This window comes from Agrobacterium sp. 22-214-1, from assembly GCF_053522465.1.
Map to the genome: position 1 here is coordinate 344939 of NZ_JBNWCK010000003.1, position 14578 is coordinate 359516.

12 protein-coding genes and 1 pseudogene are annotated in these 14578 nt (G+C 60.9%); 2 read left to right on the plus strand and 11 right to left on the minus strand.

What is annotated here, in order from left to right; all coding sequences use genetic code 11:
• Positions 1-3: 3 nt before the first annotated feature.
• The 6 genes from ACQZ5G_RS14615 to ACQZ5G_RS14640 form a co-directional block, all read right to left on the minus strand.
• Entirely contained in the window at positions 4-366 is a 363-nt protein-coding gene (locus ACQZ5G_RS14615; protein ID WP_448736497.1) for a HepT-like ribonuclease domain-containing protein, read from the minus strand.
• On the minus strand, positions 363-656 hold the full coding sequence (locus ACQZ5G_RS14620) for a nucleotidyltransferase family protein (RefSeq protein ID WP_003509513.1): 294 nt from the start codon (positions 654-656) through the stop codon (positions 363-365). The genes ACQZ5G_RS14615 and ACQZ5G_RS14620 overlap by 4 nt, the downstream gene beginning before the upstream one ends.
• Before the next feature lie 53 nt (positions 657-709).
• Entirely contained in the window at positions 710-1207 is a 498-nt protein-coding gene (gene uraD / locus ACQZ5G_RS14625; RefSeq protein ID WP_448736496.1) for a 2-oxo-4-hydroxy-4-carboxy-5-ureidoimidazoline decarboxylase, read from the minus strand.
• Positions 1207-2130: an allantoinase PuuE gene (puuE, locus tag ACQZ5G_RS14630; protein ID WP_003524262.1), complete on the minus strand. Its 924-nt coding sequence runs from the start codon at positions 2128-2130 to the stop codon at positions 1207-1209. The genes uraD and puuE overlap by 1 nt, the downstream gene beginning before the upstream one ends.
• 204 nt (positions 2131-2334) lie before the next feature.
• Positions 2335-3042: a DUF1045 domain-containing protein gene (locus tag ACQZ5G_RS14635; RefSeq protein ID WP_003524263.1), complete on the minus strand. Its 708-nt coding sequence runs from the start codon at positions 3040-3042 to the stop codon at positions 2335-2337.
• Between the two features lie 96 nt (positions 3043-3138).
• Positions 3139-4347, minus strand: coding sequence for an NAD(P)/FAD-dependent oxidoreductase (locus ACQZ5G_RS14640; RefSeq protein ID WP_448736495.1), 1209 nt, complete (start codon positions 4345-4347; stop codon positions 3139-3141).
• Between ACQZ5G_RS14640 and mnmD the strand changes: the two genes are divergently transcribed.
• Positions 4346-5113 (plus strand): tRNA (5-methylaminomethyl-2-thiouridine)(34)-methyltransferase MnmD, encoded by a 768-nt coding sequence (gene mnmD / locus ACQZ5G_RS14645; protein ID WP_448736494.1) that lies wholly within the window; start codon positions 4346-4348, stop codon positions 5111-5113. The genes ACQZ5G_RS14640 and mnmD overlap by 2 nt on opposite strands.
• Before the next feature lie 31 nt (positions 5114-5144).
• Here the strand turns inward: mnmD and ACQZ5G_RS14650 are convergent.
• Positions 5145-8815: pseudogene (locus ACQZ5G_RS14650) on the minus strand (response regulator).
• 507 nt (positions 8816-9322) lie between these two features.
• On the opposite strand from ACQZ5G_RS14650, the gene ACQZ5G_RS14655 reads away from it, so the two are divergent.
• On the plus strand, positions 9323-10795 hold the full coding sequence (locus ACQZ5G_RS14655; RefSeq protein ID WP_035261393.1) for a DEAD/DEAH box helicase: 1473 nt from the start codon (positions 9323-9325) through the stop codon (positions 10793-10795).
• Between the two features lie 231 nt (positions 10796-11026).
• Here the strand turns inward: ACQZ5G_RS14655 and ACQZ5G_RS14660 are convergent, their stop codons facing one another.
• From ACQZ5G_RS14660 to ACQZ5G_RS14675, 4 genes are all read right to left on the minus strand, one after another.
• Complete coding sequence (locus tag ACQZ5G_RS14660) at positions 11027-11935, minus strand: DMT family transporter (protein ID WP_003520527.1); 909 nt, start codon at positions 11933-11935, stop codon at positions 11027-11029.
• Positions 11936-12096: 161 nt separating this feature from the next.
• Complete coding sequence (locus ACQZ5G_RS14665) at positions 12097-12486, minus strand: DoxX family protein (RefSeq protein WP_003520528.1); 390 nt, start codon at positions 12484-12486, stop codon at positions 12097-12099.
• 241 nt (positions 12487-12727) lie between these two features.
• Positions 12728-13345 (minus strand): L,D-transpeptidase, encoded by a 618-nt coding sequence (locus ACQZ5G_RS14670; RefSeq protein ID WP_003520529.1) that lies wholly within the window; start codon positions 13343-13345, stop codon positions 12728-12730.
• Positions 13346-13423: 78 nt separating this feature from the next.
• Entirely contained in the window at positions 13424-14320 is an 897-nt protein-coding gene (locus ACQZ5G_RS14675) for a DMT family transporter (RefSeq protein ID WP_003520531.1), read from the minus strand.
• Between the last annotated feature and the right edge of the window lie 258 nt (positions 14321-14578).

A 14578-nucleotide genomic window follows, 5' to 3' on the forward strand; every position in this document is an offset into this window, starting at 1 on the left:
ATGTCATTCACCTTGGGCATGCCAGTTTCGCAGAAGAGAGAGTTTGTCCAGAAGGTCCGGTATGGCCGTCTGTGTCGTATCCCAGACCGTTTCAAGATTGATGCTCATATAACCGTGCGCCATCCTGTTTCGCATTCCGCGCATCTTGACCCACGGAATATCGGGAAAATCCGCCACAAAAGCGGGGAACTCTTCCATTATCCGCGCGGTCGTTTCGCCGATAATCAGAAGGTTCATCGCGACCGCCCGTTGGCGGACGAGATCAGCCAAAAATTCATCCTTCGTTTTCAGTCGAACGAAGTCGATGGTTTCCGAAGCAACTTGCCTGATATCCTGAAGATAAACGTGCAGCCGCTCGACGCTCATACAGGCTTCGCTTCCTGCAGAACCTTCACACGGACGCGCTCGGGAAAGTCCCCCGGCGTCAGCAGATGAATTTCCGTGCCGCGCATGATGGCCGATAGCTCTTCCAACAGGCCGCCCAGATCGAACAAAGTTGCCCCCGGCAGCGCATCCACCAGAATGTCGAGATCGCTGTCCGGCCGGTCCTCGCCGCGGGCGACAGAGCCGAACACGCGCGGGTTTGCCGCGTTGAAGCGTTTCGTCGCTTCGCGGATCGCTTCCCTGTTCTTTTCCAGTACCTCGGAAGGTCTCATGCTCTCGATCTCCAGACGGCGTGATTCTAGCAGAACGGCCACCACTCGCCAATTCAGCCTTCCGGCAACATCGCGGAAAGGCGCAGCCAGGCGATCTTCTCCACCTGCGCCGTCGCCGTCTCAAATTCTTCGGCTGCACCGTTGCCGATGCGCGTCTCGAAGGCGGAGAGAATATCGTGTCTGTTCAGCCCTTTGACCGCGATGATGAAGGGAAAACCGAATTTTTCGGTATAGGCGCCGTTCAACGCGGTAAAACGGGCGTGCTCTTCGGGGGTAAGCCGGTCCAGTCCCGCACCGGCCTGTTCGTTGCGGCTGTCGGCCGTCAACTCGCCCGCAATCGCCAGCTTGCCGGCAAGATCGGGATGCGCCCGCAATACGCCGAGCCTTTCCGCCTCGGAAGCCGCGCGAAACTGCGCACAAAGCACGGCGTGAACCGCCTTCGCCGTCAGTTCCAGGCCAGCTCCGCCGGCGTCATAGGCCCGTTCGGCAATGAAGGGCGAATGTTCGAACACGCCGCCGAAACGGCTGACAAAGTCCTCACGCGTCACCATCAAAGCACCTCCGGCTTGTGATGTTCATGCCAGTGACGGGCGATCTCGATGCGCTGCGGGATCCACACTTTCTCATGGCCGAGCACATATTCGATGAAACGGCGAAGGGCTGCGGCGCGGCCGGGACGGCCGACAAGACGGCAATGCAGGCCGACGCTCATCATCTTCGGCGCGCCCTCGACGCCTTCCTGATAAAGCACATCGAAAGCATCCTTCAGATAGGTGAAGAACTGGTCGCCGGAATTGAAGCCCTGCGGCGTGGCGAAACGCATATCGTTGGTTTCAAGCGTATAGGGAATGATCAGGAAAGGCTCGTCCTTCGCACCCTTCACCCAATAGGGCAGATCGTCGGCATAGGAATCCGAAGAATAAAGGAAACCGCCCTCTTCCATGACAAGGCGCAGCGTATTGTCCGAAGGCTTGCCCTGATACATTCCATAGGGACGCTCGCCGGTAACCTCCGTGTGCAGACGCACGGCTTCGACTATATGCTTGCGCTCTTCTTCTTCGGAAAAATCCTTGTATTCCAGCCAGCGATAACCATGGCTGGCGATTTCCCATCCCGCTTCCTTCATCGCCGCAACGGCTTCCGGGTTACGGGCCATGGCGGCGGTCACGCCATAAACGGTGGTGGTGACGCCAAGACCGGTGAACATGCGCCACAGCCGCCAGAAGCCGGCGCGCGAGCCATATTCATAGATCGATTCCATGTTCAGGTTGCGCTGGCCGGGCCAGGGCTGGGCGCCGACGATTTCCGACAGCAGCGATTCCGACGCCTTGTCATTGTCGAGAATGCAGCTCTCGCCGCCCTCCTCGTAATTGATGACGAATTGCACGGCGATGCGCGCGCCGCCCGGCCATTTCGGATCGGGAACATTGCGGCCATAGCCCACCAGATTGCGGGAGTAGTTTTCGGAAATCATGCAGCCACCCAGAACATCTCTCCCAAGGCGGAAACCGATTTCGGGAGACATAAAACAGACCTCCGAAGCGCGATGACCCGGAAGGGGCGCAACAGACGCTTCAGATATGCGATATCCGAACGGTAGCATCCGCATCCGGAATGTCGAGATCAATCTTGCCGACATTCCGATGCTTTTTTGTATACGATCGCGCCGACGTGGTCTTCAGGCAATTTTCCGGGCGGAAACACGACCCATGGGGTGAAGCGAGTGCACCCGGAAAGGCGCGCCCGGTTCATCCTCGATGAAAAGCGCAAGGCTGGAAAATTGCAGCGATCGGGTCAGCAGCGGCTCGAAAACCTTGCGGACGGCCCGCTCTATCCTCTGGCTGCTGGAAGCTTCCACACCGCCGGTCAGCGACATCTGGAACCGGAACTCGTCCATCACATGCGGACTGCCCCAGCGATGCAGATTGGTGAGCTGCGAGGCCGAAAGCCGGTCCGGATCCGCGCGCTCGATTTCCGCGTCGGAGAGCGGCGCCCGGTAACGGTCGAATTCCTGTACCACCCGGGCTGCAAAAAAATGCAGCACTTCGCAGGGCCGCTCGGGAACGAGGCTGAAGACATTCTCCTGCCTTGCCACCACCAGTTGCGGCAGCGTGAAGGGCTCCTGCCTGCCGGAAAAATACATCAGGTCACGCAGAAGCGCGGCCTCGGAATGGCCCTCCGCAAGACGGAAGGGAGCCTTGATCGTGCCGTGGAAACCGTAACGGCGCGGCAGGGCCGTATGGTAGGAAATCTCCTGCATGCCGAGATCGATCATGCCCGGCGGCTCCACCGCCTGACCGGAATAGGCATCGCGCCCCAACCACGCGGCAGCCGCCTGCGTCAGGGGGTCATTGGGGGAAGGCGTGAAATGAATGGCGTATCGCATGCGCTGTCACCTCGCCGCAAAAGCGGACAAACCGGCCTCGTTGCAGGCCAGCAGATAAGTGATTTGCGTGACAGATTAACGACGTGGGCGGCCTGATCAGAACTTTCCAAAGTCCGCGACGGCAATACTCACGTGTTGTTGAAGGTGAAAGCCCGAGGGGATGACAGGCGTGTGACCGCACACGGTCTGCAACGCCGCATCGGCGAGAAAATGCGCAAGCCCGAAGCTGACCTTGAAGCCGCCGGTCAGCGCGACGAGCTTCGGATGGCCGGGGATCGTGCCCACCATCGGGTCCCTCCCCACCGCCTTCGGGCGCAACCCGGCCCAGCGTTCCAGCACCGGCGCGCGGATAAGCGAGGGAACAACGGCAGACGCATCGGCAAGCAGTTTTTCGAGCTTTTCATCCGTACTGAAGGGATCGGAAAAACAATCTTCGCTGGTACTGCCGATCGCGACCATGCCATCCTCATGCGGTACGATATAAAGACCGTTCAGAAACACGACCGGCATCGCCGGGTCGGCTGCCGCGTCGAGAAGCGCTGCCTGCCCCTTCACCGCCTGCCCCAGCGTCAGGCCGGCCTCCAGGCCGAGGGCATCGCGGATCAGGGGGAAGGAATCATGGCCGTTGGCGACGATGACATGGCCGAAGGAAACCTCATCGCCCGACGACAGCACCGCCCGCCCGGCATCCGCGTCGAGCGAAAGAACGCGGCAACCTTCCGCCAGCCGCACATGCCGCGCCTTGCCGAGAAAAGCCGAAAGAAGGGCAATCATCGCACGTGGCGAAACCCGCGCCGCCAGTGTATCGAACACGAAACCCGCCTCACCCGCCGCATCATCCACCCAGCCCGCAACCGATGGCCTGTCACCGACACGCCAATGGAACCGGCGCTCGCCCGACACCCAGTTCTCCAGCGCATCCCGTTCGTGCCGTTCGGCAATGGCGCGCAGATGCGGCCTCGGCAGCGGAATGATACGGCCTGAGCGGCGATAGCCGGCTGAAAGCCCGGTCTCCGCCTCCAGCCCGGCAATCTCTTTTTCCAGCGCAACCAGGGCATCGAACTGGAACTGCTTCTTGTCCGACCAGCGGTCCGGCATATGCGGCATCAACGCGCCCAGAAGCCCGCCGCTGGCGCCGCCGCCGGGGCGATCCGCCTCCACCAGCAATGTATCGATGCCGAGCCGCTCCGCCTTGACGGCGGCCCACAGCCCCATGATGCCGCCGCCGACGATGAGAAGCGGCACGGAAGCCGGCAATCTTGGAGATTGACCCTGTTCGAAAGCGGGATTATCGGCTTTAGCCATGAAACATTCCAACGAAAATATCACAGAGACCGGCGCAGCGGCCGGTTCACCGGCCGGGGAAACCCCCACCGCGCTCGACTGGCGTGACGGGGATATGCCCTATTCACTGGCCTTTGACGACCATTTTTATTGCCAGACGGATGGCCGGCTGGAATGCGGCCATGTCTTCCTCTCCGGAAACGGCCTGCCAGAACGTTGGCTCGAACGGGAGGGCGCCTTCCGCATCGGCGAACTGGGCTTCGGCACCGGGCTTAACCTCTGCGAGACATGGCGCCAATGGAAAGAGATGCGGAAAGAGATGCGCAACGGCCGCTCCACGCTGCATTTCATCTCCTTCGAACTCTACCCGATGAAGGCGGAGGAAATCGACCGGGCGCTTTCCCGCTGGCCGGAAGTGGATGCTGAACGCAAGGCGCTCACCGCCCTCTGGCCCGCCGAGCCGAAAGGACGGGTCGAAATCCAGCTCGATGACGAAACGCGCCTGACAGTGGTTTGCGGCGAAGCGCTCGCCGGCATTTCCGCAAGCGAGGAAAGTTTCGACGCCTGGTTTCTCGATGGCTTCGCACCCGCGCGCAATCCGGACATGTGGTCGCTGGAAATCATGCAGGCGCTTTTCGCAAAGACGGCGCCGGGCGGCACATTCGCCACCTATGCCGCCGCCGGCTTCGTTCGCCGCAACCTCATCGCCGCCGGTTTTGAACTGGAGCGCCGGAAAGGTTTTGCCGGAAAGCGGGAAATGCTCTGCGGGACCAAACCCTTCGGCTGACGCGAAGCACAGCAATGTTTCTGTCGAAAAGTCACACGCCCGGCACGTCGCGGCGCGGCATGTTTTCGCCCAGCCATTGCGCGATCTTGTCTTCGAGCGTTTCCGGGCTGATGGGCTTCGACAGATAATCGTCCATGCCCGCCTCAAGGCATAGTTCCCGATCCGCCTCCTGCGTATGGGCGGTAACGCCGATGATCGGCACATGCCGGCCGTCGGCGGCGGTCCGTTCCGCGGCGCGGATGGCCTGCGTCGCCTGATGTCCATTCATGACCGGCATCGAGACATCCATCAGGATGATGGCGGGATTGTTCTCCTGCCACGCCTGCACGGCTTTCTTGCCATTGCCGACGATCAGAAAGCGCAGACCCGCCTGCTGCAATATCTGGGTAAAGACAATCTGATTGACGTCATTGTCCTCGGCCACCAGCACATCGACAAGGCTGGGCCGATGCCGCGCCGGCACCGCCGTCGATGCGGCATCGCGCTGCTTTCTTTCGGCGGAGCCTTTTTCCGGCCGGACGGCGCCATCACCGAGACCTTCACGCGGGGCCGGAGTTTGCCGGGCGCGTTTCAGCCGCACATCGCGCACCACATCGAATAGCGTGGAGCGCAGGAGCCGCGCCCGCGCCGGCTTCATCAGATGCGCCTGCACATTGAGATCGGTGAACAGCGTCTCGTCGCCGATGACATCCATGGAGGTCAGGAAAACAATGGCAATGTCGTCAAAGCGCACATCCGCTCGGATCCGCTCCACCACATCCAGCCCGTTCATGACAGGCATATGATAATCGAGAACGATGGCGTCGATGGAAAAACCGAGCGACGCCGCCTCCTCAAGCACGGCGATGCCGGAAGGCCCATCCTCCACCGCGTGGCCGTCTATGCCCCAACTGCGCAACTGCTCCGTCAGGATGCGGCGATTGACGTCGTTATCGTCGATGACGAGCACGCGGATATCGTCTATCGCCACGGAAAGAAGCGGGAGGTCGCGCTGTCTCTCGGTCACCTGAAACGGAATATTGACCTCGAAGGTCGATCCCCTGCCGACATCGCTGACGACCTTGATCGCGCCGTCGAACAGGCCGACGAGACCGACCGTGATCGCCAGCCCCAGCCCCGTTCCCTCGTGCCGGCGCGTGGCGGAGCCGTCGACCTGGCTGAACTTGTCGAAGATGGTTTCGAGCTTGTCGGCCGGAATGCCGATGCCGCTGTCTTCGACACGCAGCGACAGAATGGCCTCGGAGGCTTCCGCCGAACGTGCCGAAAGCTCGACCAGCACATGCCCCATTTCGGTGAACTTGACGGCGTTTCCAACGATATTGGTGACGATCTGGCGAAAGCGACCAGCATCGCCGATAACCTTGCCGAAGACAGAAGCATCGATCCGGACGATCAGCTCTATGTCCTTTTCAAGCGCCGCCGAGGACAGCAGCGACACCACATCCTCGACCGCCTCCGCCGGATCGAAGGGCACGCTGCGCAGCCTCATCTGCCCGGCCTCGATCTTCGAGAAATCGAGAATGTCGTTGATGATCGTCAGAAGCGCATTGCCGGATTTGACGATGATATCGGTGAAGGTCTTCTGGCGCGTATCGAGATTGGATTTGGCCAGAAGCTCCGCCATGCCGAGAACGCCGTTCATCGGCGTGCGGATTTCATGGCTCATATTGGCGAGGAATTCCGATTTGGCCCGATCCGCCGCTTCCGCGCGTGAAAGTAGCCGCTGCAATTCCTCTTCACGCAGCTTCATCTCGGTCACATCGGTGACGATGATGAGCCAGTAATTGCCGGAACTGTTGGTGGCCTCCAGATTGAGCCAGCTTTTGCCGGCGACATGGATGAGCCAGGAAAACGGCCGGTTGGCGGCGATATTCTCCCTCCAGGCGCGCAGCGTCTCCGCAGCCTCCCCGGCCGTGCCGAAATCGCCGCGCCCGGCGCAATGGGCGAAGAAACCCGACCAGTTGCAGCCTTTTTCCAGAAGATGCGGCGGCACGTCGAACATGCGCGCCATCGCCTCGTTGGACATGATGATGGTGCCCTGCTCGACCAGCACCAGCCCCTGCGCCATGGCGCGCGTAGCGCCCTGCATATATTCGCCGACCCGCTCCAGTTCGGCCTTCGCCTTGCTGATCTCAACGTCGCGCATACGCACATCGGTGACGTCGGCATAGGTGCTGAGGATTTTCCCGCCTTCGAGCCGGGTTTTCGAAATAACCGTGACCTTGCCGCTTTTGCTGCGCACCTCGCGGGGCGCAAAGACCTCCTCCTTCAGAAGCCGCTGCACCCGCTCGCCATAGACCTCATCGAAAGGCCTGTCGCCATAGTCATAAAGGCCGCTGTCGAAATTCATCTCCATGAATTCGCGATAACTTTTGCCGACAAGCGACTTCTCGCCGCCGATCTCGCCCCAGACCTCATAAAAGAACGGATTGACATATTCGATGATGAGATCGGCGCTGAGCAGCAGCACGCCCACCGGCAGGGCATGCAGAACCGCTTCGAGCTGGCGGTGCAGCGCCTCAGCCTCGGCCTGCGCGGCGATCAGCGCCTTTTCCCGGTCCTGCAGCAGGCTGGCATCGGTGACCGAGCCCACCAGATAATAGTCGTCGTCTGGCGTCGCGACCCGGCCGAGCCTTGTGATGACAGGAATGGCGCGGCCATCCGCAAGCGGAACGCTTCCGGTCTTTTCAATGGCTTCCCCGGTTCGCAGAATATGCTCGTTTTCCCGCTGGAACTGCGGGCCTTCCTCCGGAAACATCTCGCATTCGGTCTTGCCGATATGGTCGGCGAGGCTGCCGCTCAGAAATTTCTCATAGGCCCATTGGCAAAGGTCAGCCGCCTGTCCTGATCCCGCAGGAACACGCCGACCGGCAATTGCTCAAGCGCGGCGCGCAGAAGCCAGGTCTCGCGGATCTGCGTGCTCAGAAGCGTCTCATGCGCCTTGAACTCGGTGACATCCACCCGCAGCCCCACCAGCATGCCGTTTTCCAGCCGCTTGTTGACCATGCGCACCCAGCGGCCATCGGCAAACTGCTCCACCCTTTCGAGATAGGGCAGGGAAAAATCCCGCAGCTGCTCCTGCATCCACCCTTCGAACGCCGGATCACCGTCCTTCGCATCGCGGTAGCCGCTCGAAAAATAAATCGCCCTCATCAGCGTCTCGAGCGGGACGCCGGCCTTCAGGTCGACACCGAGCGCGCTGTAGAATTCCCTGAAGCGGGTATTGCAGTAGACCAGCCGGTTTTCGCGGTCATAGATCACGATACCCGCATCGACGAGATCGATCACGCCGCTGCCGAACAGCAGGTCCGAAGCGCTGTCGGCTTGCGGAAAAACCTCCGCGGTGGCGGACGGCATGTCCTCGAACGCTTCGAACAGGAACAGATTGCCGTCGTCACCGGTGAAACGTTCGCAGCGAAGCGTGTATGGCCCGGACGCGCCCCCACCATGGCAGGCAATCATCTCATCCGTAGCGAAGACCAGCGAACGGCGCTCCCTGTCCTCACGCTCGGCATCGCGAATATCGGCGGAAAGGGAAAGGCTGGTGTGTCCCTTGAATGCCCCGGACGGACGCCCCATGACCCGGGCATAGGCGGAATTGACCGCGATATAACGAAGTTCGCTGTCCTTGATGCACGCGGGCAGGTCCAGGGCGGCCACGGCCCTGCAAGCCTTTTCCAGCAACCCGCAGCCTTCGGTCAATCGATACTCCACACCTTGCAGTCCATTCCTGTCGAATCAAATATTTCCGGACGCCGTCGCAAAAAACGTTATGTGAGAAAATCGATCTTTGCTATGTATCCGACGGTGTCGTTACCCTTTTTTAACCATAATTCTTCGCTGGCACCCGCGCCGTCCAGGCAATCGCCGGCTACCGGTACGCATGGCTGCCATGCACCCTCCGGCGGCGGCGTTACAAAACTATCGCTTGACTTTGACGCACAAAACGCCCACATGGCCCTCAAGCTTTCACCTTCGGCAGCCGCGTGAGCTGCAGCGTATGACCGGAAAGACGTCCTTAAAATAAGGAATCTGGCCCGCATGAAGGAAAAGCGCAAAGAATACAGAAGACGGCATGTGCCGCACTGATGCGCAGAAAGTTATTCCAACCCACAAGTTCCCAATTCACGCGGGGTTCTTGACGCCGAAACCGCCGGACAGCAGCCCTGTTCCGGACGATTGGTTTTTGGCGCCCCGAAAGGCATTATATTGACCAGTTTTAGCGAACTCGGCCTCTCCGAAAAGATCGTGGCCAGCGTTACCCAGCTTGGCTATACGACCCCTACTCCTATTCAGGCAAAGGCCATTCCGCTGCTGCTCGAAGGCCGTGACCTGATCGGCCTCGCACAGACCGGCACCGGCAAGACCGCCGCTTTCGGCCTGCCCATCATCGAAATGCTGATGAAGCAGGCGGACCGCCCGGCAAACCGCACCTGCCGCACGCTCATCCTCGCCCCCACGCGCGAGCTGGTGAACCAGATCGGCGAAAACCTGCGCTCCTTCGTGAAGAAGACGCCGCTGCGCATCAACCAGGTGGTTGGCGGCGCGTCGATCAACAAGCAGCAGCTCCAGCTCGAAAAGGGCACGGACATTCTGGTGGCGACCCCCGGCCGCCTGCTGGACCTCATCGCCCGCAACGCCATCTCGCTCTCCAAGGTCACCTATCTGGTGCTCGATGAAGCGGACCAGATGCTCGATCTCGGCTTCATCCACGATCTGCGCAAGATTTCGAAGATGGTGCCGGCCAAGCGCCAGACGCTGCTCTTCTCGGCCACAATGCCGAAGGCGATCGCCGATCTGGCCCACAGCTACCTGACCGATCCGCTCAAGGTGGAAGTGACCCCGCCCGGCAAGGCAGCCGACAAGGTGGAGCAATATGTTCACTTCGTCGCCGGCAAGAACGACAAGACCGAGCTTCTGAAGAAGTCGCTCAACGAAAACCCGGATGGCCGCGCCATCGTGTTCCTGCGCACCAAGCATGGTGCGGAGAAGCTCTACAAGCATCTCGAACATATCGGCTTCAAGGTCGCCTCCATCCACGGCAACAAGAGCCAGGGCCAGCGCGAGCGGGCCCTGAAGGGCTTCAAGGATGGCGAGATCAAGGTGCTGGTGGCAACCGACGTCGCAGCCCGCGGCATCGACATTCCGGCCGTCACCCACGTCTTCAACTATGATCTGCCGGAAGTGCCCGACGCCTATGTTCACCGCATCGGCCGTACCGCCCGTGCCGGCCGCGACGGCATCGCCATCGCCTTCTGTGCACCGGACGAAACCCGCCTGCTGCACGACATCGAAAAGCTGATGAAGATCGATATTCCGGTCGCCTCCGGCGAACGCCCGGCCGGTCTTGCGAGCCCGACGCGCCCAAACAACAACCGCGGCGGCCGCAACAACAATGGCGGCCATCAGCGTGGCCCCCGCGAAGGCGGACGTCACAACGGCGAATCCCGCCCGTCGCGCCACCATGCTCCGCGCGACGCGGACAACGATCTGGAAGTCACCTCCGACTTCAAGCGCGTCAAGCAGGCTGAAGGCGACGCAGGCCGCCCGGCCGGCCCGCGCAAGCACCGTCGCCCGGCCCGCAAGCCCGGCGGCAGCGGCGCCAACCGCCACGCCCCTGCAGGCGGCAACGGCCAGGAAAAGCGCGCTTCCGGCAACGGCCATCGCGGCCGCAACCGCTAAGTTGCTCTGAGTGGATTAAGGACGCCCGGCATTGCCGGGCGTTTCTTCTCCCCGCCGGGGAGAAGGTGGCCCGAAGGGTCGGATGAGGGGGCAACGTTGCCGTATCTCACCACCCTTGCCCCCTCATCCCGCTGCCGCGACCTTCTCCCCGGCGGGGAGAAGAAACAAGTGGCTAGCACTCGCCAATCAAGCCCTGCAGCCACATCCGGCCAGCGGGGCTTTTCTTTCCCTTCAACTACCCTGCGCGACCGGACGACGCCGTGACGGCAGGGTCATGGCCAGCACACCGGCAATGACGCAGACGAGGCCCACCCACATGGCAGGTGTCGGCATTTCCCCCAGAAACGCCATGCCGATGGCGACGCCGACCGGCACCCTGAGATAGGCCTGCGACGTGGTGCCGACGGAGCCCAGCGTCTGCATCAGCCGGAAATAGATCATGAAGGCGAGCGCGGTCGAAAAGACGCTAAGGCACAGGAGCGCCGTCAGTGACGCCGCCGAAGGCGACAGCGTCCAGGGCCGGTCTACGATCAGGCTCACGGGCAACAGGAAAACAGCGCCGCAGATAAGCGAGCCGGCGGCCGGCATGATCGGATCGAGCCCTTTGAAATTTTTACTGAAAATGGCCGCGCAGGCATAGGAAAAAGCCGCCGTCAGCACGGCGAGCTGGCTCCATATCGCCTCGCCCGCGCCGCTCAGCGCTTCGACGCCGATGATGAGGCACACACCCGTCATGCCGGCAATGGTGCCGAACAGCTTGCGCCCGCTGACCGGCTCGTGCCGGATAACGAGTGCGGTGAGAAGAAAGGTGAAGATCGGCGTCGTTGCATTGAGAATGACGGCAAGACCGGCATCGATGCTCTGTTCCGCCCAGGCGATCAGCGTGAAGGGCAGAACGCTGTTGATGCAGGCCTGAATGAAGAACAGCCGCCATGTCGCCACATCCGTGGGCAGGCGCAGCCCGCGCAGCCGGATCACCGCAAAGAGCAGCAGACCGGCGATCAGGGTTCTCGAGGCGATGAAGGTGATCGGCGGTATCGTCTCCACCCCGATCTTGATGAAGGTATATGACGCCGCCCACAGGGTGGACAACAGGGCGAGAAGCAGCAATTCGCGGGCGATGGGGTTCTGGGAGGTCACGGATCGATTTTCCAACTGCGTTCAGGATGGCCCGTTCTTAATCCGAAAACAAGCATCTATGCTTCGGCCACGGCCGAAGCTTTAATCCTTCTCAAAAAAAAGCTCCGCACGGCGTGACCATGCGGAGCTTCGGCAAAAGAGATCGATGACGGCTCGGGCAATCAGGCCCGGCGCTCATCCACCGAGAAGGCGCCCGGACCGGCAACGAACAGATAGAGGAAGATGAAGCAGAACAGGATGGCGGCGTCGCCACCGTTCAGGGCCGGGAAGAAATTGCTCGGCGCATGCGCCATGAAATAGGCCACCGCCATCTGGCCGGACAGGATGAAGGCGACGGGTCGTGTGAACAGGCCGATCAGCACGAGAATGCCGCCGACGAGTTCCAGAAGCGCCGCCACCAGCAGCATCGTCGGCAGGGAGCCATCCATCTGCGATGCCGGAAAACCGAACAGCTTCTGCGTTCCATGCGAAATGAAAAGCAGCGCCGTCATGATGCGCAGCGCCCCGAGTGCCTGCGGGCGATAGCGGGAAAGAGAGTCGAAAGTTGCCATGTTCATGTGTCCCCGTTGAAGTGGTGCCGCGCTCGATACAGTGCATTTACGCCTTTATGGATACACGTCTCGAACACCGGAAATCACGTTTCCGATATAGCAGAACTCCCTTAAATACAGAAAGGGAGGCATTCTACACATGGTTGATTTTCAAGCATAAAATTGACCGTCTGCCGAAAAAATCAACTCAAGGATACAGGCATTTTCTGGCGTGGCAAAGGCGGAAAAATCCGCCTCTTCCTCACGCCTGCAAGACGACGACCTTCGAACCGACCGGCACGCGGCTGTAAAGATCGATGATGTCGTGGTTCAGCATGCGGATGCAACCGCTCGACATGGCATGGCCGATGGATTGCGGCTGGTTGGTGCCGTGCAGACGGAACATGGTGTCGTTACCGCCGCGATAAAGATAAAGGGCACGCGCGCCGAGCGGATTGTTCGGGCCGCCCGCCATGCCGCCGGCAAATTTCAGATTGCGCGGATCGCGGCGCATCATGTTCGCGGTCGGCGTCCAGGACGGCCATTCCGCCTTGCGGCCGATATAGGCATCGCCCTTCAACGCAAGACCCTGCCGGCCGACACCGACGCCGTAACGCATGGCGCGACCATCGCCCATAACGTAATAAAGCCGCCGCGCCGGCGTATCCACCACAACCGTTCCGGCCGGATGCCTGGTATCGTAGGTGACTTCCTGCCGACGGAGTTCCGGCTTGACCTTGTCGAGATGCATGGCGGGAAGCGGGAATTTCTCCTCCGGCTTTGCCGCATAATTCAGCCTCTGCTGGCCGATGCCGGTATTCGCGCAGCCGGCCAGAAACAGCGGCAATCCGAACAGAACACCACGACGTGAAATAGACATGTAACCCCCGCCAAATCTTTGGATTAACGAGAGGTATAATTTTATGGTTAATAAAACCCTAATATGAGGTTGTATTAATTAACGTGCGACAACCGGAGCGGTGGAGCGGCGATTGGCGAGATAAACCCCCGTCACCGCCAGAACGGTGCCGGCAATCATGGCCGGTGTCAGCGTTTCGCCGAAAAGCAGTGCTGCTTCCACCGCCGCAAGCGGCGGGACGAGATAGATCAGCGAGGCGGCCCGCGAGACCTGCCCGCGCCGGATCAGATAAAGAAGCAACGCCACGGCGCCGATGGAGATCGCACCCACCGACCAGGCGAGCGTGGCGGCAAGGCCGAGGCTCCAGTCCACATGCCCATCCTCCAGCAGAAGCGCGAAGGGCACGGTGACCAGCAGCGCACCGACATATTGCAGCGTGGCCACCGCCATGATGTTTCCGCCATGGACGTATTTCTTCTGGTAGAGCGTGCCATAGGTAACCGAAGTCATGCCCAGCACATTCACCGCCACGGCGTAAAGCGGCACCGACAGGCCGACAGCACCGGTGGCCATGACCTTCGGCAGCACGGCAATGGCGATGCCGGCAAAGCCGATGAGCAGGCCGGCGCGCTGCAAGGGCGAGATCCTTTCGCCGATCATGTAACGGGCGGCCACCGCCGTCATCAGCGGCTGCAGACCGGCGATGATGCCGCCGATCGCCGCCGGCACGCCCTGCCCTATCGCCCACCAGATCATGCCGAGATAAAGACCGTGCAGGAAGACGCCGGACAGGATCGCCCGGAAGAGATCGGCACGCCGCTGAGGCCACTGGATGGAGGAAAAGCGGCAGATCGCCCACAGCAACGCCCCCGCCAGCAGATAGCGCAAACAGAGAAAGGTCAGCGGTCCGGTATAATAGACCGCATATTTGGCGGTGACCCAGCCGGTCGACCAGAGAAAGACGAAGATGGCCGGAGCCAGACGGTCGAGCGACATGGGAACATCCCCTGTGCCGCACGATGCCCGTAACCGGACACGGTGCGGGAAAGGCGGCGAATTGATATTTCTGCGGCTTCACGCAAACCGGCGAAGGATCGAACCGGGTATTCAGCAAGGCGGTATCCGCATCCCGACGAAAGGTCAAAGGCGTTTTCGTGATCGCATCTTTCAGATTTTCTGATGCGACGCCCGATATTCATCAACCGAAAGCGACCGATTAAAATTTATGCATTCGCCCACGGCGCACACAGCACC